General features: G+C 68.9%; 18 protein-coding genes. 5 read left to right on the top strand and 13 right to left on the bottom strand.

Annotation, left to right across the window (positions count from 1 at the left end):
* Window positions 1-160: 160 nt before the first annotated feature.
* From ACFWIA_RS12490 to ACFWIA_RS12465, 6 genes are read right to left on the bottom strand one after another with little or no spacing between them, the layout of a single operon-like run.
* The gene (locus ACFWIA_RS12490) at window positions 161-1,189 is read right to left on the bottom strand and encodes an amidohydrolase family protein (protein ID WP_387003095.1); all 1,029 of its coding nucleotides are present in this window, start codon (window positions 1,187-1,189) and stop codon (window positions 161-163) included.
* A gap of 59 nt (window positions 1,190-1,248) precedes the next feature.
* Window positions 1,249-2,178: an o-succinylbenzoate synthase gene (locus tag ACFWIA_RS12485; protein ID WP_387003093.1), complete on the bottom strand. Its 930-nt coding sequence runs from the start codon at window positions 2,176-2,178 to the stop codon at window positions 1,249-1,251.
* A gap of 31 nt (window positions 2,179-2,209) precedes the next feature.
* Complete coding sequence (locus ACFWIA_RS12480) at window positions 2,210-3,097, bottom strand: 1,4-dihydroxy-2-naphthoyl-CoA synthase (protein WP_387003091.1); 888 nt, start codon at window positions 3,095-3,097, stop codon at window positions 2,210-2,212.
* A complete protein-coding gene (locus tag ACFWIA_RS12475) occupies window positions 3,094-4,278 on the bottom strand; it encodes an AMP-binding protein (RefSeq protein WP_387003089.1) in 1,185 nt (394 codons plus the stop codon). Before ACFWIA_RS12475 ends, ACFWIA_RS12480 begins: the two co-directional genes overlap by 4 nt.
* Window positions 4,275-6,062 carry a 2-succinyl-5-enolpyruvyl-6-hydroxy-3-cyclohexene-1-carboxylic-acid synthase gene (gene menD / locus ACFWIA_RS12470; protein ID WP_387003087.1) on the bottom strand — a complete coding sequence of 596 codons (1,788 nt, stop codon included), beginning with the start codon at window positions 6,060-6,062 and terminating at the stop codon, window positions 4,275-4,277. The genes ACFWIA_RS12475 and menD overlap by 4 nt, the downstream gene beginning before the upstream one ends.
* A complete protein-coding gene (locus ACFWIA_RS12465) occupies window positions 6,059-7,126 on the bottom strand; it encodes an isochorismate synthase MenF (RefSeq protein ID WP_387003085.1) in 1,068 nt (355 codons plus the stop codon). The genes menD and ACFWIA_RS12465 overlap by 4 nt, the downstream gene beginning before the upstream one ends.
* Window positions 7,127-8,097: 971 nt before the next feature.
* Between ACFWIA_RS12465 and ACFWIA_RS12460 the strand changes: the two genes are divergently transcribed.
* The 5 genes from ACFWIA_RS12460 to ACFWIA_RS12440 all read left to right on the top strand — a co-directional run bounded on the left by ACFWIA_RS12460 (window position 8,098) and on the right by ACFWIA_RS12440 (window position 13,170).
* Window positions 8,098-8,346 (top strand): acyl carrier protein, encoded by a 249-nt coding sequence (locus ACFWIA_RS12460; protein ID WP_387003083.1) that lies wholly within the window; start codon window positions 8,098-8,100, stop codon window positions 8,344-8,346.
* A complete protein-coding gene (locus ACFWIA_RS12455; protein ID WP_387003081.1) occupies window positions 8,343-9,566 on the top strand; it encodes a beta-ketoacyl-[acyl-carrier-protein] synthase family protein in 1,224 nt (407 codons plus the stop codon). The genes ACFWIA_RS12460 and ACFWIA_RS12455 overlap by 4 nt, the downstream gene beginning before the upstream one ends.
* A 34-nt stretch (window positions 9,567-9,600) precedes the next feature.
* Window positions 9,601-10,899 carry an aminotransferase class I/II-fold pyridoxal phosphate-dependent enzyme gene (locus ACFWIA_RS12450; RefSeq protein WP_387003079.1) on the top strand — a complete coding sequence of 433 codons (1,299 nt, stop codon included), beginning with the start codon at window positions 9,601-9,603 and terminating at the stop codon, window positions 10,897-10,899.
* Between the two features lie 6 nt (window positions 10,900-10,905).
* Window positions 10,906-11,607 (top strand): hypothetical protein, encoded by a 702-nt coding sequence (locus ACFWIA_RS12445; RefSeq protein ID WP_387003077.1) that lies wholly within the window; start codon window positions 10,906-10,908, stop codon window positions 11,605-11,607.
* Between the two features lie 261 nt (window positions 11,608-11,868).
* Window positions 11,869-13,170, top strand: coding sequence for a cytochrome P450 (locus ACFWIA_RS12440; protein ID WP_387003075.1), 1,302 nt, complete (start codon window positions 11,869-11,871; stop codon window positions 13,168-13,170).
* A 401-nt stretch (window positions 13,171-13,571) separates the two neighbouring features.
* Here ACFWIA_RS12440 and ACFWIA_RS12435 read toward each other — a convergent pair whose 3' ends face one another.
* From ACFWIA_RS12435 to ACFWIA_RS12405, 7 genes are all read right to left on the bottom strand, one after another.
* The gene (locus tag ACFWIA_RS12435) at window positions 13,572-14,798 is read right to left on the bottom strand and encodes a beta-ketoacyl-[acyl-carrier-protein] synthase family protein (RefSeq protein WP_387003073.1); all 1,227 of its coding nucleotides are present in this window, start codon (window positions 14,796-14,798) and stop codon (window positions 13,572-13,574) included.
* Complete coding sequence (locus tag ACFWIA_RS12430) at window positions 14,795-15,034, bottom strand: acyl carrier protein (RefSeq protein ID WP_387003071.1); 240 nt, start codon at window positions 15,032-15,034, stop codon at window positions 14,795-14,797. Before ACFWIA_RS12430 ends, ACFWIA_RS12435 begins: the two co-directional genes overlap by 4 nt.
* A 62-nt stretch (window positions 15,035-15,096) precedes the next feature.
* The gene (locus ACFWIA_RS12425) at window positions 15,097-16,143 is read right to left on the bottom strand and encodes a type III polyketide synthase (protein WP_387003070.1); all 1,047 of its coding nucleotides are present in this window, start codon (window positions 16,141-16,143) and stop codon (window positions 15,097-15,099) included.
* Window positions 16,144-16,213: 70 nt separating this feature from the next.
* Entirely contained in the window at window positions 16,214-17,212 is a 999-nt protein-coding gene (locus tag ACFWIA_RS12420; RefSeq protein ID WP_387003068.1) for a methyltransferase, read from the bottom strand.
* A gap of 605 nt (window positions 17,213-17,817) precedes the next feature.
* Window positions 17,818-19,413 (bottom strand): AMP-binding protein, encoded by a 1,596-nt coding sequence (locus ACFWIA_RS12415; RefSeq protein WP_387003066.1) that lies wholly within the window; start codon window positions 19,411-19,413, stop codon window positions 17,818-17,820.
* A gap of 86 nt (window positions 19,414-19,499) precedes the next feature.
* A complete protein-coding gene (locus tag ACFWIA_RS12410) occupies window positions 19,500-19,706 on the bottom strand; it encodes an O-methyltransferase (RefSeq protein ID WP_387003065.1) in 207 nt (68 codons plus the stop codon).
* On the bottom strand, window positions 19,703-19,888 hold the full coding sequence (locus ACFWIA_RS12405; protein ID WP_387003242.1) for a hypothetical protein: 186 nt from the start codon (window positions 19,886-19,888) through the stop codon (window positions 19,703-19,705). The genes ACFWIA_RS12410 and ACFWIA_RS12405 overlap by 4 nt, the downstream gene beginning before the upstream one ends.
* Window positions 19,889-20,445: the final 557 nt, after the last annotated feature.

Genomic DNA, 20,445 nt, shown 5'->3' with positions numbered 1-20,445 from the left:
GTGGTGGGGCGAGGAGAAGACGACTGGACCGGGGCCCACGTGATCGGGAACGCCCAGGCGCGTGCAGCCGGCCCCATCGTCGTCGGCGCCGGTCTCCCGCGGGTGCCGGTATGGACGGGACAGGAGGGCGTCCAACGGATGTACGTGAACCTTCCGGCGGTCAGGCCGGTTCCTCCAGCCGGAAGAGGCTTCGGGCGTTTCCGCTGACGATCTTGCGGCGGTCCGATTCGCTGATGGGTGCCCGCTCGATCCATTCGGCCGCGGGCCCGTTCCGCGCGTAGGGATAGTCGACGGCGAACATGATGCGATCCGCGCCCACGGAGAGAATCGCGCTGGTCAGGGCGTGATCGGAGAAGCTACCGCTGGTGGTGATCCAGATGTTGTCGGCGAAGTACTCCGGCAGACTCTTCTCGATCTTCTTGTCGAACGGGTTGAGGTCGAACATCTTCTGGGTGCGCCAGAGAAGCGCGGGAAGCCCCTCTCCCATGTGCCCGAGAATCAGCTTCGCCGACGGGAAGCGGTCGAAGTGGCCGCCGAGCAGGAGACGGACCGTGTGCGTCGCGGTCTCGATGCCGAAGCCCCAGGTGGCGCCCTTGAGCTCCGGGCGGTCCTGATGGGCGGCGAACCCGCTGGGGAGCAGAGGGCGCGGGTGGAGGTAGAGAGGGACGTCGAGTGCGCACAATTCATCCCAGAAGGGGTAGTACGCCGGGCTGTCCAGGTATCGGCCGTGGTCGAGATCGCCGTCGTTGGTGTAACCGTTGACCAGCACGCCCACGAAGCCGAGTTCGGTGACGGCACGGCGCAACTCCCTCACCGCGTTGTCGGGCTCCTGCAAGGCCACCGCGGCGAACGCCGAGTACCGGTCGGGACGATGGGCCACCCGCGCGGCCAGGAAGTCGTTCTGCCGGCGGGCCTCCACGGTCGCCTCAAAGGGGTTGGTGATGATCTGTACTCCGGGTGCCGTCAGCGAAAGGACCTGGCGCTGGATACCCGCCGCGTCCATCGCGCCCAGCCTGACCTCGTCGAACTCGCACAGCCTCTCGTACACGGGCCGGTAGTAGCGCGGCGTGACGCCGCCACCTTCCGCCGATCTCCGCAGGTCCGACTCGCTGGAGAGGATCCTCGCGACGTCCTCCGGGTGCGCGTACGCCTCCTCAAGGGCGATCTTCGGTGGAAGCTGGACACTCATGGGTTCCCTCCCGGGAGGTGAGCCGCCCGGCCCGTCGCGCCGGCGCGAGCACCGGAGGCTCAACGGGGCCGGGCTTCGGTCATACGGCGATACCAGGCAGCGGTGACAGCAGGGTCAAGGGGGCGTGAGCGTCGCAGAAGGTCCTCGTCAGGTACGGGGCGGCGCAGCCGGATCTCGCCGTCGACGGGGACCAGCGAGTCGGCGACGACGTCGCCTTCCAGCAGGGACAGGGTGGCCAGCCCACAGGCGTAGGGCAGCTCGGGCAGTGCCGCGGCGAGTGCCAGGCCGGCGCTCAGGCCGATCGACGTCTCCAGCGCGGAGGAGACGACCACAGGCAGGCCGCACGCATCCGCCACCCTCAGAGCGGCTCGCACACCGCCCAGGGGCTGCACCTTCAGCACCACGATGTCGGCCGCGTCCGCCAAGCGCACGCGCAGGGGGTCCTCCGCGCGTCGGACGGATTCGTCGGCGGCGATCGGCACATCGGTCCGTCGACGCACCGCCGCCAGTTCCGCCAGCGTGGCGCACGGCTGCTCGACGTACTGGAGATCGAACTGATTCAGCGCCTTGATCATACGCAGGGCGGTGTCGACGTCCCAGGCTCCGTTGGCGTCGACCCTCAGCAGGCCGTGGGTGCCCAGTGCCGCCCGTACCGCCCTCACCCTCGCGATGTCGGCGGCTTCGTGCTGCACCCGCTCGGCGACCTTGACCTTGGCCGTGCGGCAGCCGGACGCCGCGGTCATCGCATAGGCGGTCGCCGGGTCGACCGCGGGGATCGTCGCGTTCACCGGAACAGTGTTCCGGAGGGGGGAAGGCCATCCGCGATGGGCGGACTCCTCAGCCGCGGCCAGCCAGCGGGCGGAATCGAACGGGCCGTACTGGGGGAACGGAGAGAACTCGCCCCAACCCGCCTCGCCCCGGAAGAGGATCCCCTCCCTGCGGATGAGGCCGCGGAAGCGCGTACGCGTCGGGATGGAGTAGACCCACATCGACATCACCTGGCCGTCCGGGGCGAGCCGGTCAGGAACGCCACGGGAAGGGCGACCAGTCAGGGGCGCGCTTCTCCAAGAAGGCCCGGCGGCCCTCGGTCGCCTCGGAGGTGCCGTAGGCGAGGCGAGTCGCTTCACCGGCGAACACCTGCTGGCCGATCAGACCGTCGTCGACGAGGTTGAAGGCGTACTTCAGCATCCGCTGCGCCGTCGGGCTCTTGCCGTTGATCCTTCTCGCCCAGTCCAGGGCCGTGCGTTCCAGTTCGGCGTGCGGCACCACGGCGTTGACCATGCCCATGCGGTGCGCGTCCTCGGCTGTGTAGGTCTCGCCCAGGAAGAAGATCTCCCGCGCCGTCTTCTGGCCGACCTGGCGGGCGAGATAGGCCGAACCGAACGCGCCGTCGAAGCTCGCCACATCCGCGTCGGTCTGCTTGAACCTCGCGTGCTCGCGTGACGCGATGGTCAGATCCGACACCACGTGCAGACTATGTCCTCCACCGACGGCCCATCCGGGCACCACGCAGATGACCACCTTTCCCATGAAGCGGATCAGCCGCTGCGCCTCCAGGACGTGCAGGCGCCCCCCGGTGGTCGGAGTGACAGTCCCGCCGGTGTACTCGTAGCCGTGCTTGCCCCGGACGCGCTGGTCGCCGCCGGAGCAGAAGGCCCAGCCGCCGTCCTTGGCGGATGGGCCGTTGCCGGTCAGCAGGACGCAGCCGATGTCCTCCCACAACCGCGCGTGGTCGAGGGCCTGGCAGAGTTCGTCGACGGTGTGAGGCCGGAAGGCGTTGCGTACCTCCGGTCGGTGGAAGGCGATCCGCACCGTTCCCTGGTCCACCGCGTGGTGGTAGGTGACGTCGGTGAGGTCGAAGCCCTCGACCTCTCGCCAGAGGTGTGGGTCGAAGAGCTCTGATATCACGATGGTCGCTCCTTTCGGGGTGGCCTGGCCGACGAGGTCCGCAGGCTGACACGGTCGGGTTTGCCCGAGGCGAGCCGGGGTAGGGCCTGACGCAGTTCGAGTTCGCGCGGTGCGGCGTAGGCGGGTAGACGGTCCCGGAGCCAGCTCCGGAGTTCGGTGAGGGTGGGAGGCGTGCGCCGTGGCACCACTACGGCGGTAACGCGCTCACCCCACTCGGCGTCCGGCCGGCCGACGACGACGACTTCCGCCACACAGGGGTGACCAGAGAGGACGTCGGCGACGTGACCGGCTGCGACTTTGTGGCCGCCGGTGTTGATGATGTCGTCCACCCGGCCCAGTACGTGCAGCCGCCCTCCGGACATCACCCCGAGGTCGTGGGTCACGAACCAGTCGCCGCGCCATGCCGCCGCGGAGAGCTCGGGGTCGCCGTGATACCGGTGGAAGAGCACGGGGCCGGAGAGTTGGACGAGCCCGTCGTCGCCGATCCGTACGCGGACGTCGACCGGTGGCTCGCCGTCGTAGACGCATCCCCCGCAGGTTTCGGTCATGCCGTAGGTGGTGACGATTCGTGCGCCATGGGTCCGGGCCCTCGCACGGAGCCTTCCCGGTAGTGCCGCGCCGCCGACCAGGACGGCGCGGAATCGTGCCACGTTCACCCCGGCGTCCAGCAGGCGGAGCAACTGGGTGGGAACCACGGCGAGCAGGTTGGCGTCGCTGGCGGCGACGGCCGTGGTGTCGAAGCGTGGCAGGATCACCGGGTCGGTGCCCGCCAGGAGCGATCGGGTCAGTACTTGGAGTCCCGCGATCCGGTCGGTGGGCAGGCAGCACAGCCAGCGGTCCTGAGGCCGCGCCCCCACCCGGTCGAGGGTCGTGCTGGCCGAGCGCAGCAAGGCGTCGGCCGTGAGTTCCACCAGTTTGGGCCGGCCGGTGGATCCCGAGGTGGCCATCACGACGGCCACGCCTGGGTCCACGGTGCCGCCCGGACTGTGGGTGCGGGCTCCGAACGGGGTCTCCACGGTGGTGGGACGCAGGTCCGTGAGTACTGTCCGGAGTGACAGGGCCGGGAGCGTGGGGGACAGCGGGCAGATCGCCGGGCCGGTGCCGTCCAAAGCGCGGGCCAGCGCCTGTCGGAGCCGCTGCCTTGGTGGCAGGACGAGGGCGTGGAGTGGCCGGCCTGTCATGAGTTGCCCTCAGGGGTCGTGTGCACCGGGGCGGCGGCCGAATGTGTGGTCACCGTGGCTGGCGGACTGGTGGTTACGGGTTCGTCGGTGGTTTCCAGGGCTTGGTGGACATGGCGGCGGAGCTGATGGTGGAAGTCGGCGTTCGCCGCCCGGTCCGTCCGTACCTCGATGATGCGGGGGCCGGGTGTCGCCAGAAGACTGGTGAGTTCCCCGGGGGTGCGGGCGGTCGCGTGGGGCCAGGCGGTGGCCGAGGCGAGGTCGGAGATGCGAGCGTCGTGGGGCGTACCGAAGAGGGCCTCGAATCCGGTGGCCTCTTTCGTGGCGTCGACCAGGGAGAAGATGCCGCCTCCGTTGTTGTTGATCACGACGATGACCAGTTCGGGGAGGGTTTGGAGGGGGCCGAGCATCAGTCCGGTCACATCGTGTAGGAAGGAGAGATCGCCGAGCACCGCGTAGGCGCGGCCGGCGGGGTCCGCCCGTCGTGCCAATGCCATGCCGATCGCCGTGGAGACGGCGCCGTCGATGCCGCTGAGACCCCGGTTGGCCATGATGGACAATCCGGTCCGGGGCGACATGGTCCGGTCGGCGTCCCTCAGCGGCATGCTGGATCCGATCAGGCACCGGGAACCGTCGGGGAGGTGGCGCAGGACGTCACGGACGACGCGTGGTTCGCTGAGGCCGGACCGGTCGAGCAGATCGTCGAGGGCGCCGCGAGCGATGCGGTCCGCGCCCTGCCACGCCTTCAGCCAGTCGGGCGACGCGCGTCCGCTGGGACGGGGGAGGGAGCGGAGTCGGCGCGACGCGGAACGTGTGGGATCCGCCCACTGCGGACATGGGTCCACGACGGTGTGTGTCGCGCCAGAACCGAGGAGGGCGAGGATTTCGCGGGACAGCCCGGGTCTGCCCACGGTGAGCACCGCTTCCGGCTTGAGTCCTCGCCGTGTCGCCGGGTGGGTGAGCAGGTCGAGATGGGTGGAGATCGCGTTGGCTCCGAACCGGACGTTGCTGTGCGGCTCGGCCAGCAAGGGCCAGCCGGCAGCCTCGGCCAGTTCGACGACGGCGGCCGGATCCGGGACTTGGTCGCCCGCGACCACGATGCCCCGGCGCCCGGTGTCGAACACGACGGGACGCGCCCGGCCGGCTTTCGGACCGGGCCGGGTCCACGGCCGTCCGTGCGGTCGTCCCGCCAGCTCCGCCGGGAGGGCGGAAGGGGGGGTGAAGGCGAGCGGATCACGTAGCGCGATGTTCAGGTGCACCGGCCCCGAGGCGGTGGACTCCACCGCGCGACAGACCAGTGTCCTCCAGTACGCGTTGCTGTCCTCGCGCAACTCCGGAGCGCCGACTTCCGCGAAGAAGGTGACCGCGTCGCCGTACAACTTGATCTGGTCGGTGCTCTGGTTGGCTCCCGTGGCGCGCAGTTCGGGAGGGCGGTCGGCGCTCAGCACGATGAGCGGCAACCGGGAGTGGTGGGCTTCGAGCACGGCCGGATGGAGATTGGCGGCGGCCGTGCCCGAGGTGCAGACGACCGGTACCGGCCGACCGCCGCTCTTGGCCAGGCCGAGGGCGAGGAAGCCCGCGGAGCGCTCGTCGAAGCGCACGTGATGGCGGAGACCAGCCTGGGTGAAGGCGGCTTGGGCCAGCGGCCCCGAGCGGGCCCCGGGCGCGATGACCACCTCGTTGACTGCGCACCTGGACAACTCGTCCATGAACACCGTGGCCAAGGCGCTGGACGGGGTGATCACCGCGGGCCGCGGATCGCCGGCGCGTCGGGTTCGGGAGGTCATGGGACATCGCCCAACGCGGTGAGCATGGGGCGCATCTTGAGGCTGGACTCGTGGTACTCGGCCTTCTCGTCGGAGCCGCTGACGAGCCCGCATCCGGCGTAGACGGTGGCGGTGTGCTGGGTGAGCAGCGTGGACCGGATGGCCACCGTCATCTCGCCGGAGCCGTCGGCCGCTGTCCAGCCGACCGTCCCCGCGTACCAGCTCCGGTCGAACGGCTCGTGGCGGTCGAGCCAGGCGAGGGCCGGGCCACGGGGAAAGCCGGCGACGGCCGGGGTCGGGTGCAGCCGGTCGACCAGGGTCAGCAGGTCGACCCGGTGGCCATTGTGCAGCGTGCCTCGCACCTTCGTCTGGAGGTGCTGGACATCGGCGAGCTTGAGCACCGGTTCGTCCGTGCCGACTTCCACTCCGGTGCAGACCCGGCGAAGTTCGCGCTCGACGAACTCCGCCACGACCGCGTGCTCCCGTCTGTTCTTCGGATCGGACAGCAGGAAATCCGCCAGTGCCTTGTCCTGGAGCGCGTCTACGCCACGGGGAGCGGACCCCGCGAGCCCGTGACTGAACACCTCGTCCCCCTTCTTCCGCACCAGGCACTCGGGGCTCGAACCGAGGAACCACTGGTGGAGGAGGCCGACACCGAACACCGCTCCGCCGGGCTGCCGACCGAGCAGGGCGCCCAGCGCGGACGCGGCGGAGAATCCGCCGTCGGACCGCAGGAGGACCTGCCTGGCCAGCACCACTTTGCTGAAGGTTCCGGCGTCGATCTCCCTGAGCGCTTCCCCCACGAGTCGTCGCCACTGCTCCCGGGTGGGGCGGGCGTGCTGGATCGTCGGGGAAGTCGGCGGCGCGCCCGCGGAACCGGTCCGCGCGGGTGCGTTCAGCAGCCGCAGGGCGTGGTCGACCCTGCGATCGGCCAGCTTCGTCCAACCGCCCGCCGGACGCACAAGGAGATTGAGGGTGAGGACGAGGCCGTCCGATCCGTCCCAGGCCACCTGCACGGCGGGCACCCACATCAGTCCGTCGGGGAGTCCTCCCCCGGGACGGAAGGAGAATCCTCCCACCAGCACCGGCCCGGAGGCTGATGCTGACGGACCGTCCGTGACGACGGAACGGAGACACCGGAGCCACGACTGATTCACGTCGCGGACACGGCTCTTCCCGGTGCCGTGGAAGTCGACCGCTGATCCGCTCGCCACCAGTGAGCGCCCGCTCCAGCGAGAAGTCCACACAAAGGCCCGGCTGTGGTCCTCAACCTGGGGGACCAGGGCAGCGAACGGGTACCGCCAGGGAGCCCGCAGGGAAACACTCCAACTGACCAGGACGTGATGGCCCCGGCGTTGCGCCTCTTCGGCGCCTCGACGGCAGAGGGCCGCGAAGCGGCGCGGGGCGGGGATCACGCGGCTCCTCCCTGGTGCGGAGCGACCTCATCGGGCCGTGACCGACAGCGGGAGGGGCCCCGCTCAGCGAGCCGCTCGGAGTCTTCTCTCACCTGCGCCACCACCCGCCTGCTGGAGTGCGTCGAGGGGACAGGCCCGCATCCGCGCTCGTGGATCTCCGCTAGCGGCACGCCGGATCGGTGTGGTCACTTGCGGCGCGTGGCTGCCTTCGGCCCTCACTGATCCCCACTATCCCCGCCCGGCGCGCGATGACAAGGCACGTTCACCTGGTGCGAAGGAGTGACGGACGGCGCTGTGAAGCTCGTGTGGAGGGTGCGGTGCGTTTGTGCGGTCTGGGCGCCGGTTGTACTCCATAATCTCCGGCTTCGCGCTACGCAAGCGGTCTTCGCGCCAACGCGCGGGCCCATTGCTCCTTGTGTGCGCCGAGGGAAGCGTGTGCACAATCAACTCACGGTTGACAGCCCTCATGTTGTACCAAGGGCGTGCGCAACGTTGGTGCCTTCTGGGGCGCCGCTCCGCCGGCCGGGCGGTCCGCTCGGTGAACGAGAGCGTCTTCCGGTTCAGAGGTCCTTCCCTGACCGGGGCAAAAGGCTTCCACCTGCACGGAGCGGCGCATGCCGAGCGCGGCGAAGGGATGCGCGATGAAGGAACCCGATGTCCGCGAACGACTGCGTGAACTCCTCGTCCAAGTCTTCCACGTGAGTCCGCAGAGCGTGGACGACGCCGCGACGCTGGAGGAGTTGGGGCTCGATTCCCTGACGCAGGTGGAGTTGTTCGACCGGCTGCGGGAAGATTTCGCGGTCGACATCCCGGACGACGAGACGGTGGCCGCGACAACCGTGGGCGACGTCGTGGCACTCGTGACTGAGAAGACCGCGAGCATGCCATGAGCGTGTCGGAGGTCCACGTCATCGGACTGGGCCTGGTCAGCGGCGCCGGGATCGGAGTGGACGAGAACTGGCGGCGCGTCGTCGGGGCCGAGGCGACGGCGGCGCGTGATTCCGCGCTGGTCGGATGCCCGGTGGACTTCGGCTGCCGCGTGCCGGGCTTTGAGCCCGCGAAGCTGCTCGGACCACAGCGTGCGGAGACGACGGGCCGGTTCGCACAGTTGGCGCTCGTCGCGGCACGGGAAGCGTTGGCACATGCCCGGTTGCGCCCGGAACAGACGGACACGGCTCGTTTCGGGGTGGTGCTGGGCACGGTGGCCGGTGGCACGGGGGCCATGGAGGACGGGCAGTCATGGCTGTTGCGCGCGGGTCCGGGCGGGGTCCCCGTACGGACCATGACGACGGGCCTCGTCAGCTCCGCCGCGGGCGAGGTGGCCATCCAATTCGGGTTGCGCGGCATGGCGCTCACCATCGCCACCGCGTGCGCCTCCGGGACCGCAGCGATCGGGACGGCGCGCGACCTGATCCGCTCGGGACGGCTCGACGTGGCCTTGGCCGGTGGGGCGGACTCCCCGCTGACCCCCCTGTACTCGGCCGCCTTCGACCGGCTGCGTGCCCTCTCCCGTCGCACAGACGACCCGGTGACCGCCTCGCGCCCCTTCGACATGGAACGGGACGGATTCGTGCTGGGCGAGGGGGCCGGGATGCTGGTGCTGGAGAGCGAGAGCCACGCGCGGGACCGCGCGGCCCCCGGACTGGCCCGCATCGCGGGATACGCGTCCACCACGGACGGATACCACGCGGTGCGGCCCGACCCGCAAGGGACCGGGGCCCGGCGCGCGATGGTGGAAGCGTTGGCCGACGCGGACCTCGCCGCGCGCGAGGTCGGTCATGTCAACGCCCACGGCACCTCCACCCGCCGCAACGACGAGGTGGAGGCCGCGGCCATCGCCGCGGTCTTCGGTACGGACGTCGCGGTGAGCTCCACCAAGGGCGTCATCGGGCACACCTTCGGTGCGGCCGGCGCGATCGAGGCGGCCTGTGCCGTACTGGCGTTGCGGCACGCGCTCGTCCCGGCGACGGCCAACCTCGTCGTCCCGGATCCGTCGACCGACATCGACCTGGTCATCGGCAGCGCCCGCTCCCAACGACTGGAAGCGGTACTCAGCAACTCATTCGGTTTCGGGGGCTACAACGCCTCCCTGGTCTTCACCCGGCTCTGACCCGAGATACCAGCGACTTGAAGGAATGTGCGCCATGCCGAGGAAAGGCGACGATCAACAATCACTGGGCCACTTCGCCAGGCTCACCGGGCGCCATGTCCTCAGCCGGTTCGAACCGTTCGAGCAGTGGCGCCGTGCGCATGCCGAGCAAGGCCACTGGGGCTATCACCAGGAGATGCTCACCGCCCCCGGCGCGCGTCCCGCACGGGTGCGCGACGAGTACCAGCGGGAGTACGCCGGCATCAACCTGCTCAGCCAGGACTACCTCGGATTGAGCGGACACCCCGCGCTGCGCCAGGCCATCACGGAGGCACTGGAGACCTATGGGCCGCACAGCGCGGGCTCCCCGGCCGCGGGAGGAAACACCCCCTTGGCGGGAGAGCTGTGCGAGGAGACTGCCCGACTGACCGCCATGAGGCACGTGGTGCTCTTTCCCAGCGGCTGGGCCGCCGGGTTCGGCGCGGTACAGGCACTGGTCGGACGGCACGACCACATCGTGGTGGACGAACTGGCCCACTCCTGCCTGCACCAGGGAGCCGCCGCGAGCCCCACATCCCGAATCACGCGGACCCCCCACCTGGACAACGCCGCGGTGCGCGCGACGCTGAAGAACATCCGGGCACACGACTCGGCGAACGGCGTCCTCGTCATCACCGAGAGCCTGTTCTCGATGGACTCCGACACCCCGGACCTCCGCGGACTGCAACGGATCTGCCGCGAGTACGCCGCGACGCTCTTGGTCGACCAGTCCCATGACGCCGGAGTGCTGGGCCCCCGGGGGCATGGGTTGGCCGGCGCGCAGGGAATGCTGGGGCAGCTCGATCTGGTTGTGGGCTCCTTCAGCAAGGCGTTCGTCAGCAACTGCGGCTATGTCGCCACCGCTTCACCCACCGTCGCCCAGTACCTGCGGTACTTCGCCAGCACCCACCTCTTCTCCTCGGCGCCCTCACCACTCCAGATCGCGGCGGCTCTCGCCGCGGTACGCGTCGCCACTTCGGCCGAAGGGGAGCAGAAGCGGGAGGCGATGCTGGCCAACGCCCACCGGTTGCGCAGTGGATTGTCCGCGAGCGGTCGCTGCGCCGTGCTGGGCTCGGCTTCACCGATCGTGCCCCTACGGGTGGATTCGCTCGCTGTGGCACGCACGGCCCTAGGGATCGCCGAGCGCGAAGGTGTCCTGCTCCACCTGGTGGAGTTCCCCATCGTGCCGCGTTACCAGGCCCGCTACCGGCTGTCCCTCAACAGCCTTCACACCCGAGCGGACATGGACCATGCCGCGCGGGTCATCACCGGGGCCATCGACGAGGCGGCCCGCGTCCACGGACACGAAGGATAGGCAAAGATGACAAAAGCGTTTAAAGGAAGAGGAAGTGGCGAACTGATCGTGGCGGAGGGGGACCTGAGGAATCCCGGCCTCATCGCCGACAGGATCGTTGACGCCATTCGTCACGTCGTCATGGACAGCTCGTTCGTGGGTCACGGCCGCGCCGGAACCCTGACCGACGAACAACTCGTGAAGATCCTGACAGTGGAGAACTCCACTGTCGACAACGTCACCACCCCGCTGTACATCGCGGCGTCCCGCTTCTCCCGCACCACGGCCGGGGACTTCCTCGCCGACGTCGTTCGCGGGGTGCGCGTCGACAAGGCGAACTGCCTCCTAGCGTCCCAGTCGATCGGGGCACCACCAGAGGGACACCCGGGTCTCCAGCAGCCACCCGAGGCGTACGCCTATGCCGGGTACATCTCCTGGCTGTGCCTGCACGGTGGCCGAACTTCCCTCGCGCTCCTCGTCTACGTCGACTTCGTCCTGGCCCATGAGGCATGCGTGGCGATCGTGCCGCAGCTTGAGCGGCGGGCGGGGCTCCCCAGGGAAGTCATCGACTACTTCAGCATGTACGTACCCAGGCCGACCGGTGTACTCGACGCGGCCGTCACCGTGATGAAGGAAGGCATGGCCGCGGGCGAGGACCTCCAGGAGGCCGTCGACGCCGTCGCGATGATGGGGCACTACCTCGGCGCGTTCTGGGCCGTCGCCGCCTGACACCGACCGATCGGCCATGCGGAGGCCGGCCGCAAACCGCCCTGTCGGCTTCCCCGCCCTTCCCGGCCGTCGCCTCCTCCGCTGTCCTCCAGCAGGCCGCCGGGCTCCGGGCACAGCACGGCCGCACCCCTCGAACAAATGACCTGAGAACGGTGTCAGCAGGCCCACCGGCCATGGTCACTCTGGGCAGGAGAGAGCCGCATGACGCATACACGAAATGATGAGGGAACGCCGTTTTCCCTCGGGTCCGCGCCAGGAAGGGTGCCTTTCGCGGGACACGCCTGGCACCTGACCCGACGACCGTTGCGGTTTCTGCGCGCGCAGCGCGCGTACGGTGACCTCGTCGCCATCCGCATCGGGCAGAGCAAGGGCTTCGTGGTCAACCACCCGGAACTGATCCATCGCGTCCTCACGACACAACGGCGCGACTTCGTCAAAGGTGGTCCGGTCTACGACGCGCTGCGTGTCGTCCAGGGAAACGGCCTGGCCCTGTCCGAAGGGCAGCTCCACCTCAGGCAACGCCGGCTGATCCAGCCCGTGTTCCACCCCTCACGCCTTCCTTTCTACGTCTCCACCATGCGAGACGCCGCGGTTGAGGCCACCCGGGAGTGGGCGGACGGCGCCCGTGTGCCCATCGCCCGGCAGGTGTGGCACATGACGTCGGTGGTCATGGCGCGTTGCCTGTACGCTGGCCGGCTGCCGGATCGGGTCCTCGACGATGTCGTGAGCTGCCTCCCGGTCCTCATCACCACCCTGGGACGACGGGCCACACTGCCCCTGCCCTGGTTGCACACACTGCCCACACCGGGCAACCGGCGCTTCGACAGAGCCGCGGAAACCCTGCACCGGCTCACCGATGAGTTGATCGCCGACTGTCGTTCGGCTGGCACCCGTGGCGAGGACGTCCTGTCCAAGCTCCTGAACGCCCGCGACGAGACCACCGGCCAGCCGATGCCGGACCAACAGGTGCACGATGAGGCCATCACCTTCCTCACCGCGGCGACCGAGACCACCGCATCGGCCCTGACCTCCATCTTGTGCGTCCTGGGCAACGAACCGGAGATCGACCGCAAGGTCTACGCGGAACTAAGCGGCCTCCTCGGACACCGCCCGATCACATCCCCGGACCTGGAACGCCTTCCCTACCTGCGAGCCGTCATCACCGAGTCCCTGCGCGTGTACCCGCCCATCTGGATCACCACGCGCCTCACCGCACGGGACACCACCTTGGGCGGGCATCCGATTCCCGCCGGCAGCACGGTCTACATCAGCCCCTACGCCAATCACCATGACCCCGCGCTCTTCCCTGCCCCCGATGCCTTCTGGCCGGAAAGATGGCTGCATGATGCAGCGACACCGCCGTCGTGCGCCAGCATCCCCTTCGGCGCAGGCACCCGGAAGTGCGTCGGGGACGAGTTCGCCGTGACCGAGATGGTGGCGATCCTCGCCACCATCCTCCGCCAGTGGCGCCTCACGCCGGTGCACGGGGTCCCGCTCGTCCCCGTCGTCCACTTCACCCTCAGCACCGGTCGGCAGCCGATGACCGTCTTCCGCCGGACCTGACACCATCACCGCGCGTCGGGCCATCGGTGCTTCGCCGCGCCGGGCCGCCGCGACACCGGTCCTCGGAACTGCGGCCAACCGTGGGGGCTCCCACGCCGACCGAGGACTGGGAAGCCGGTCGACGTGGGAGCCTGGAAGGGGTGCGTTCCCGGAAGGCCAGCGGCACTTGACGGCGCACCCGCAACGGACAGACCTCGCCGCATACGATCGAAGCTACGGAAAGCCCGCCCTATCGCAGTGTCGCAGCGGAAGACGGGGCGCCACCCTGCGGGAGCGGAAAATTACTCCCATCGGGTACAGCGGCGTGATTCAGCCCTCTGGCTCGACGTGATCGAGGAGAGCGACCCACACGGTGGTGTCCGTGGCCGATGACGAGGGAATGGTGGTCTTCGGCCGCGCTTTCAGGGCGGGGCGATCAGGAGAACGGCGTTCTGTCCGCCGTAGCCCGCCGCGTTCTTCAGCGCGCAGCGCACAGTCGCGGGGCGGGCGCTTCCGGTCACCACGTCGAGCGGGACCTCCGGGTCTTGCTGGCGGAGGTTCGCGGTGGGCGGGATGAGGGAGTTGGCGATCGTCAGGATGGCGACGGCGACTTCGACGGCGCTTGCCGCTCCGAGGGAGTGCCCCAGAGTGCCTTTGAGCGCGGTGACGGAGGGCTGGTGCGGGAAGAGGCGGCTGATCACACGGGCTTCGACGATGTCACCGAGAGGAGTGCTTGTCGCGTGAGCGCTGATGTGGTCCACGTCCGAGCAGTCGGCGTCGGCGTCGGCAAGTGCCTTGCGGATGGCCCGTTCCAGGCCCGCTCCTTGTGGGTGAGGGGCGGAGATGTGGTGCGCGTCCGCGGAAGCGCCGTAGCCGACGATCCGGGCGAGGGGGCGATGGTCGCGGGCGCGGGCACCGTCGGCGCGTTCGAGGACGAGCATCGCGGCTCCTTCGCTCAGGACGAAGCCGTCCCGTTCCGTATCGAACGGACGTGAGGCGAGGGACGGTTCCTGATTGCGCGTGGACAGGGCGTTCATACGGGCGAACGCGGCGGCGCATTGACGGCTGACGGCAGCCTCGGCCCCTCCCGCCAGGACGATGTCACAGACACCCAGCCGGAGCAGGTCCCTCGCCGTGCCGATGGCGGTGGCTCCCGAGGCGCACGCGGAGTTGACCGTGAAGCTGGGCCCGTGGGCGCCGAAGGCCAGGGAGAGGTGTCCGGCGAGCATGTTGGGCAGGAACATCGGAATGGTCATGGCTGACACGCCACTGGAACCGTTGTGGGACATCCGTGCGCTCTGGGCCTCGTACGAGGGGGTGCCGCCCATACTGGTGCCCGACACCACTCCAACGCGCGCATCGTCCCAGGCGCGTGGGTCGAGCCCGGCCGACGCGACGGCTTCGCGTGCGGCGATGATTCCGAGATGCGTGAATCTGTCGGTCCGACGGGCGGTTTGCGCGCCGAGCAGGGCCGACGCGTCGAATTCCGGGGTCCGGCAGGAGAACTGGGCTGACTGTCCGGCCAGGCTGGCGTCGGCTCTGGCGGTCGGTTCCCCCCGGCACAGCGTGTCCCAGCTCGTGGCGGCGTCAAGGCCCCCCGGACCGATGATGCCGAGACCACTGACGACGACATCGGTTCGGTCGCTCATGGGGCGGTCCCGGCCAGCGCGGTGGACAGGAAGTCCTCGAGGGTCATGGTGGGACGCAAGGTGGTATCCGTGATGGGTGCACCACGCTGCTCGCCGAGGATGTCGACGAGTTCCACCACTCCCAGGGAGTCCACCCCGAGGTCCTCCAGGGTTGACTGCGGGGTGATGCGGTCAGCGGGGACATCGAAGTCGGAGGTGAGGATCTGCCGGATGCCTGCGTAGTCGGTGGCGCGCATATCGGTTCCCTCGGGGGTCGTGGAGGCTGGCGGTGGGATGAGTGCCGTCGATCGGATGAGGGTCAGAAGCGAATGAGGGCGGATTCCATGCTCAGTCCAGGGCCGAACGCCATCAGTACGCCGTACTCGCCCGGTTCGGGCGTCGAGTGCCGCATGATCTGGTCCAGGATGAGCAGGATCGTCGCCGAGGAGCAGTTTCCGTACTCTCGAAGGACCCGACGCGACGGAGTGAGTTGCTCTTCGTCCAGATGGAGCCTCCTGCCGATGAACTCGATGATCTTCGGGCCTCCCGGGTGGATACCCCAGTGTCGTATGTCTTGTGGGCGTAGTCCCGCGGGGGCGAGGAGCCGCTCGACGAAGGGCCCGATGGCCTGGGAGAGGTGCAGAGGCACGGCGGGCGAGAGGCTGAGGTGGAACACGGGATCCTGGACCCGCCACGTCATGGCGTCGGACAATTGGCAGTGCGTCTCGGTGTGGGTACGCAGAACCGTGGGCCCAGTGCCTTTGTCCGGGGCCGCCAGCAGTACGGCGACCACCGCGTCTCCGAAAAGGGCGTGGACGATCAATTGCTCCTTGTCGATCACGGGACGGCTGCGGGTGAGGTGCAGTGAGCAGAACTCCACGCAGACCACGAGAGCCTGGTCCTCGGGGCGCGCGTCGAGCGCGTCGAGCGCCACCTTCAGGGCGTTGAAGGCCGCGTTGCAGCCCATGTGACCGACGAAGGTGCGGCGAAGGTCGCGGCGGAACCCGAACGTCCTGGCCCACAAGACGTCGGGCGAGGGAGCCGTGTATCCGGTGCAACTGGCCAGGACGAGCGACCCGATACGAGCGGGGTCGGAGTCGGCCAGCAGAGCTCCCAGGGCGCGCCCCCCGAGGTCGAGGGCGTACCCTTCCCAGGCCCGCATCCGCTCGCCCAAGGTCGGTACACCGTCGCTCCGAGGGTCCCACGCCATGTGGCGTCGACGGACCTGGGTGGAGGCGAAGACGCCTTCGGCGTCGGGAACACGGTGGAAGGCGCGGGCGTAGTGGCCCTCGAAGGCGTCGTCCTGGGAGACGATCCCCGGGGGAAATTCGGCGCGGATTCCTCTGATTCGTCCGCCAGTTGCCACTGGTTCGCCCCTCTCCGCTGAGGTCCGGGCAGTCCTTTGGTCGATCGTCCGGAGGTGGTGGAGCAACGCGTCACGGCTTGCGACCGGTGACCACACCGTTGGCGCCGGCCGCGTCGACCAGCGGCCGGACCCGCACATCGGTGAACCCGCAATCGAGAAGCCAGCCGACGTACTCGGCGCTGGAGTAGTTCTGGCCACCGACCGTCTCCAGCAGCATGTTGACACTCATGAGGGCCGCCGCGCGGGGGCCGGTCCGGTCGTCGTTGACCAGCAACTCGCTGATCAAAACGGTCCCCCCACTGGGCAGCGCGTCGAAGCACTTGGCCAGCAGCGCGCGGTCCGTCGCCTCACCCCAGTCGTGCATGACCATGCTGAGGAGGATGACGTCATGTCCCGGAGGCAGCGGCTCTTCCGCCAGGAAGTCGCCGGCCACGACATCTACGACGTCCCGCAGCCCGGCCTCGGCGATGTTCCTGGACGCGATGTCACACGCCGGCGCCAGATCGTAGACCGTCGCGGTCAACTCCGGATAGCGAGCACACAGCTGAACGGGATAGGCGGCTGACCCCCCACCGACGTCCAGGAGACGGTGCCTGCCCGAGAAGTCGAAGACGTCCGCCAGGGCGGCCGCGGTCGAGGAAGAGACGGAATGCATTGCGGCCCAGAACAACTCGGTGGTGGTGGGGTCGAGATTGTCGAATGGCGAACCCTGCCGTGCGGGGTCCCAGACGACTGGACTGCTGGAACGAAGGGCTTGCGTGAGATAGTGGCACGCCAGGTACTCGCGATGGTCGCAGAAGCTGACGAAGGCCCCGAAGTAGTAGGGCTTGCCTTCGACCAGGTATTCTTCCGCCGTGGCCGAGTTTCGGTAGCCTCCGTGGTGTTTCTCCAACAGACCCAGCGAGGCGCAGGCCACTCCCAGGATGTCCGCACTGCGTTCAGGTAGTCCCAGCTCAAGCGCCAGCTGGTCTGTGGCCATTTCTCGTTCGCCTGACAGAACCGTGAACAAGCGTAGTTCCACGGCCGACGCGAGTACTTTGAACGCCCAGAACCCACCCGCCAGTTCCATCAATGGGACAGGTGAGCACGTTGTGGAAGATGACGAGTCCATGGAAACCCCGCATTGCTCAGTCTGCCCCGGGGATCTGGGAGACGGCCGGGAGGTCGTCGGCCAGGAGCGGGGCGAAGCGTTCGTACTTACTCCGGAACGGGAGCGCGGAATCCTCCGCCATAGAGAGTCGACAGCGGAACGAGTTCACCGGATCACTGTCTCGTCCTTCGCCCAGGAGGGAATCGGAGCGGTCTTCTGCGCGGTCGCGCGGACGTTGTCCGGCCCGGTGAGCACTCTGTCCGTCTCGCCGCGGGGAGACGGATCCATCACGAGAATACCCCCGCGTTTCCGGCCGCGCTCGCTCGTGGCGGAGGAACGGCGACTGCCCGGAACCGGGCACCGCGCTACTGGCTGCCAGCGTCGTCGCGAGAGGAGCAGACCCGACTTCAAACCCTGACGATGGCGCCAACCACGACGACGGACTGAGTGGATCCAGCGGCTAGCGGTTCCGTCAGCCCACCACCGTGGCGGCACTGGTTGTCACCACGCCGAGGATGACAGCCGCGCCCATGCGTCCAGCCCCCACACACGTCGCCGCCAGGGAAGTGCCGGTGCACCCTGCGTCATGGACGAGTACTGCCGGAGACGAGGGCATGGCGTAGGAGCTTGCCCGAGGCGTTGCGCGGAAGGCTAGCCACGGCCTCGATCAGCCTGATCCGGCGCTGCGGCGGCACGTGTTCGGCGACGTGGTCCATCAGCTCGCCCAGTGCGATCCGCTCCGCCAGCACGACGAACGCTTTGGGAAGTTCACCGCAGGTGGGATCAGGGACACCGACCACGGCGGCGTCGGCGACGGCAGGGTGGGCGAGGAGGATCGCCTCCAGCTCGGCGGGGGCTACCTGGTGCCCTTTGTACTTGATGAGTTCCTTGAGACGGCCTGTGATGGAGCAGTACCCGTCCCCGTCCACCCGGGCCAGGTCTCCGGTACGCAGCCAGCCGTCCGCCGCGGTGTGCGGGGCCGTGGTGTGTCCGCGGACGAGTTGACCGGGACTGATCTGCGGGCCCCGCACCCACAACTCGCCCTCCCCACCGGGCGGCAGGATGGCCCCGGTGTCCGGATCGACGACCCGGACCTCTGTGCCCGGAAGCGGGAGTCCGACTGACCCGTCCGGCGCGGTCGCTCCGTCGGGGACCAGATGGGTGCAGCCCGCCTCGGTCATACCGAATCCCTGGAGCACGGGAGCGCCGAGCCGCAGACCGCACGCCGCTGCCGTCGCCGGTGGCAGTGGCGCTCCGCCTGAGAAGATGACACGCAAGGCGCTGAGGTCGTACTCCTCGACGGCGGGTTCCCGGACGAGACGAGCGATGATGTCCGGGACCAGATAGACGACGGTGACACGGTGTTCCTGCGCGGTACGCAGGAATGCCGTGAAGTCGAACGGGGACGCCGTCGCGATGAGGGTGCCGCCGGCCAGCAGGGTGTGGTTCAGGGCCATCTGCATGCCGTAGATGTGCCGCCATGGGGTGACGGTCATGACGACGTCGTTCCCGGTCAGCTGGTGCCGGGCATGAATTTGGTCCAGGTTGCGGGCCAGGTTGTGATGGGTGAGGACCACGTGTCGGGGCTGCCCCTGGGTGCCGCTGGAAGAGGCGAGGACGGCTGTCGCCGCCGGGGTGGCTTCGGGGAACGGTGTTCGGCCCGGTGCTGGCGCTTCGCCGAGTACATGCTCCCAGGTGATCCAGGTACGTCCGGTGCTGTCCGTTCCCTCACCGGCACTCCCGTCCTCATCCGCAGTCCGGGAGAGGGTGGCGGAGCCGGGGTCATCGACGAGTACCGTGTGCCGGACCGTCCGAGCGCCCGACAGGCCCGCGAGTTGCCGCCAGTGATCCCGGTCGGTCACCAGCCAGGTCGCCTCGGATACGGAGACCGCACGCTCCCATTCGGAAGCTGGTGCCAGCGGGTCCAGCGGCTGCACGGTTCCGCCTGCCAGTAGGACACCGTGGTAGGCGACGGCGAACGGAACTCCGTTGCCCAGGACGAGAGCCACGACCTCCCCCGGGCTTAGTCCGCGATGGAGCAAGGTCGCAGCGACGTGCCGCACTGCCGCGGTCAGCTCGCCGTAGCCGATGCGTTCGCCGGTACGGCAGTCGATGAGAGCCGTTCGGTCTGCGGGAGCATCCGGTGCGATGCCGAGGCGGAATCCTGGCTGGTTCGTCATACGAGGTACTCCGAGCTGCGGGCGACGAAAGCCGTGGGGCGTTTTCGCAGACGATGGGCCAGTCCGTCGGCGATGGGCAACAGTACCTACTCGACCCGTTCGTTGGCCCGTGCCCGCTCGTTGAACATCCGGATGGCGTATGTGTTTCCGGTACACCGCGGATTGGCCACAACCCCTCCGTGCAACACGTTGGTGGCCAGCAGCATGCCGCCAGGGCGTACCCGCGGCACGAGCAGGTTCCAGTAGTCTTCGTGGCCATCCTTGTCGGCATCGAGGAATACGATGTCGATCACCGGTTCCCAAGGGGGTCCGCAGGGCGCGCTGACGGCCGGTCCGACTCAGATCCGTACGCGTCCGACGCCTCGCAGGTGATCACCGTGACCTTCGGTGACAGTCCGAGGGTGAACGCGAGGGTGGAGGACCCGGTGGAGGTCCCGACCTCCACGACGAGCCTGGCCCCGGTGACCCGCGTCAGCAGCGCAAGGAAGCCACTCCGCTCATGGGGGACCCTCGCATCTCCGAGACACCGCCCAGGGCCCGGTCCGGTCGATCAACTGCTGTCGCACAGGAGTGGCGGCTGTGTCGGAGCGATCAGGCGGCGGGGGCTGGCGGGGGACGGAGGCGAGGGGCATCGTAGGCATGGCGGTCGGCCGGACTCGGGTGCCAGTCCTTTGACGGTGCCGCGCAGCAAGCCTTCTGCCCGGAACCGGAGGGTGTCGACCGATCCGCTGTCCGGGCCGCTGGGCTGGCCCCCCGCACCCGGATCGTGGAGAAGCGAGGGGCCGTCCGGGACGAGCCTTCCGACGACGGCCAGATGAACCTGGTGGTTGTGCCGGGCGGCCTCGGCCAGCGTTGCGGTGACCGTGGGGAATGCAGGGCGCTGACACGCCGCACCAGTTCGGGGACCAGCTTGTAGTCGGGTGCCCACGCGCTGCTGAGAGGTCGTTTCCTCCCGTTCTTTCATCCTGTTATGCGAGCTTGATCCGGTGATGTCGGGTCGCGCCAGGAGATGGTGCTCTCGCTGGTCAGGCG

This window comes from Streptomyces sp. NPDC127068 (genome assembly GCF_042724695.1).
GTDB lineage: Bacteria > Actinomycetota > Actinomycetes > Streptomycetales > Streptomycetaceae > Streptomyces.
This window is presented reverse-complemented; position numbering and strand designations above follow the sequence as displayed.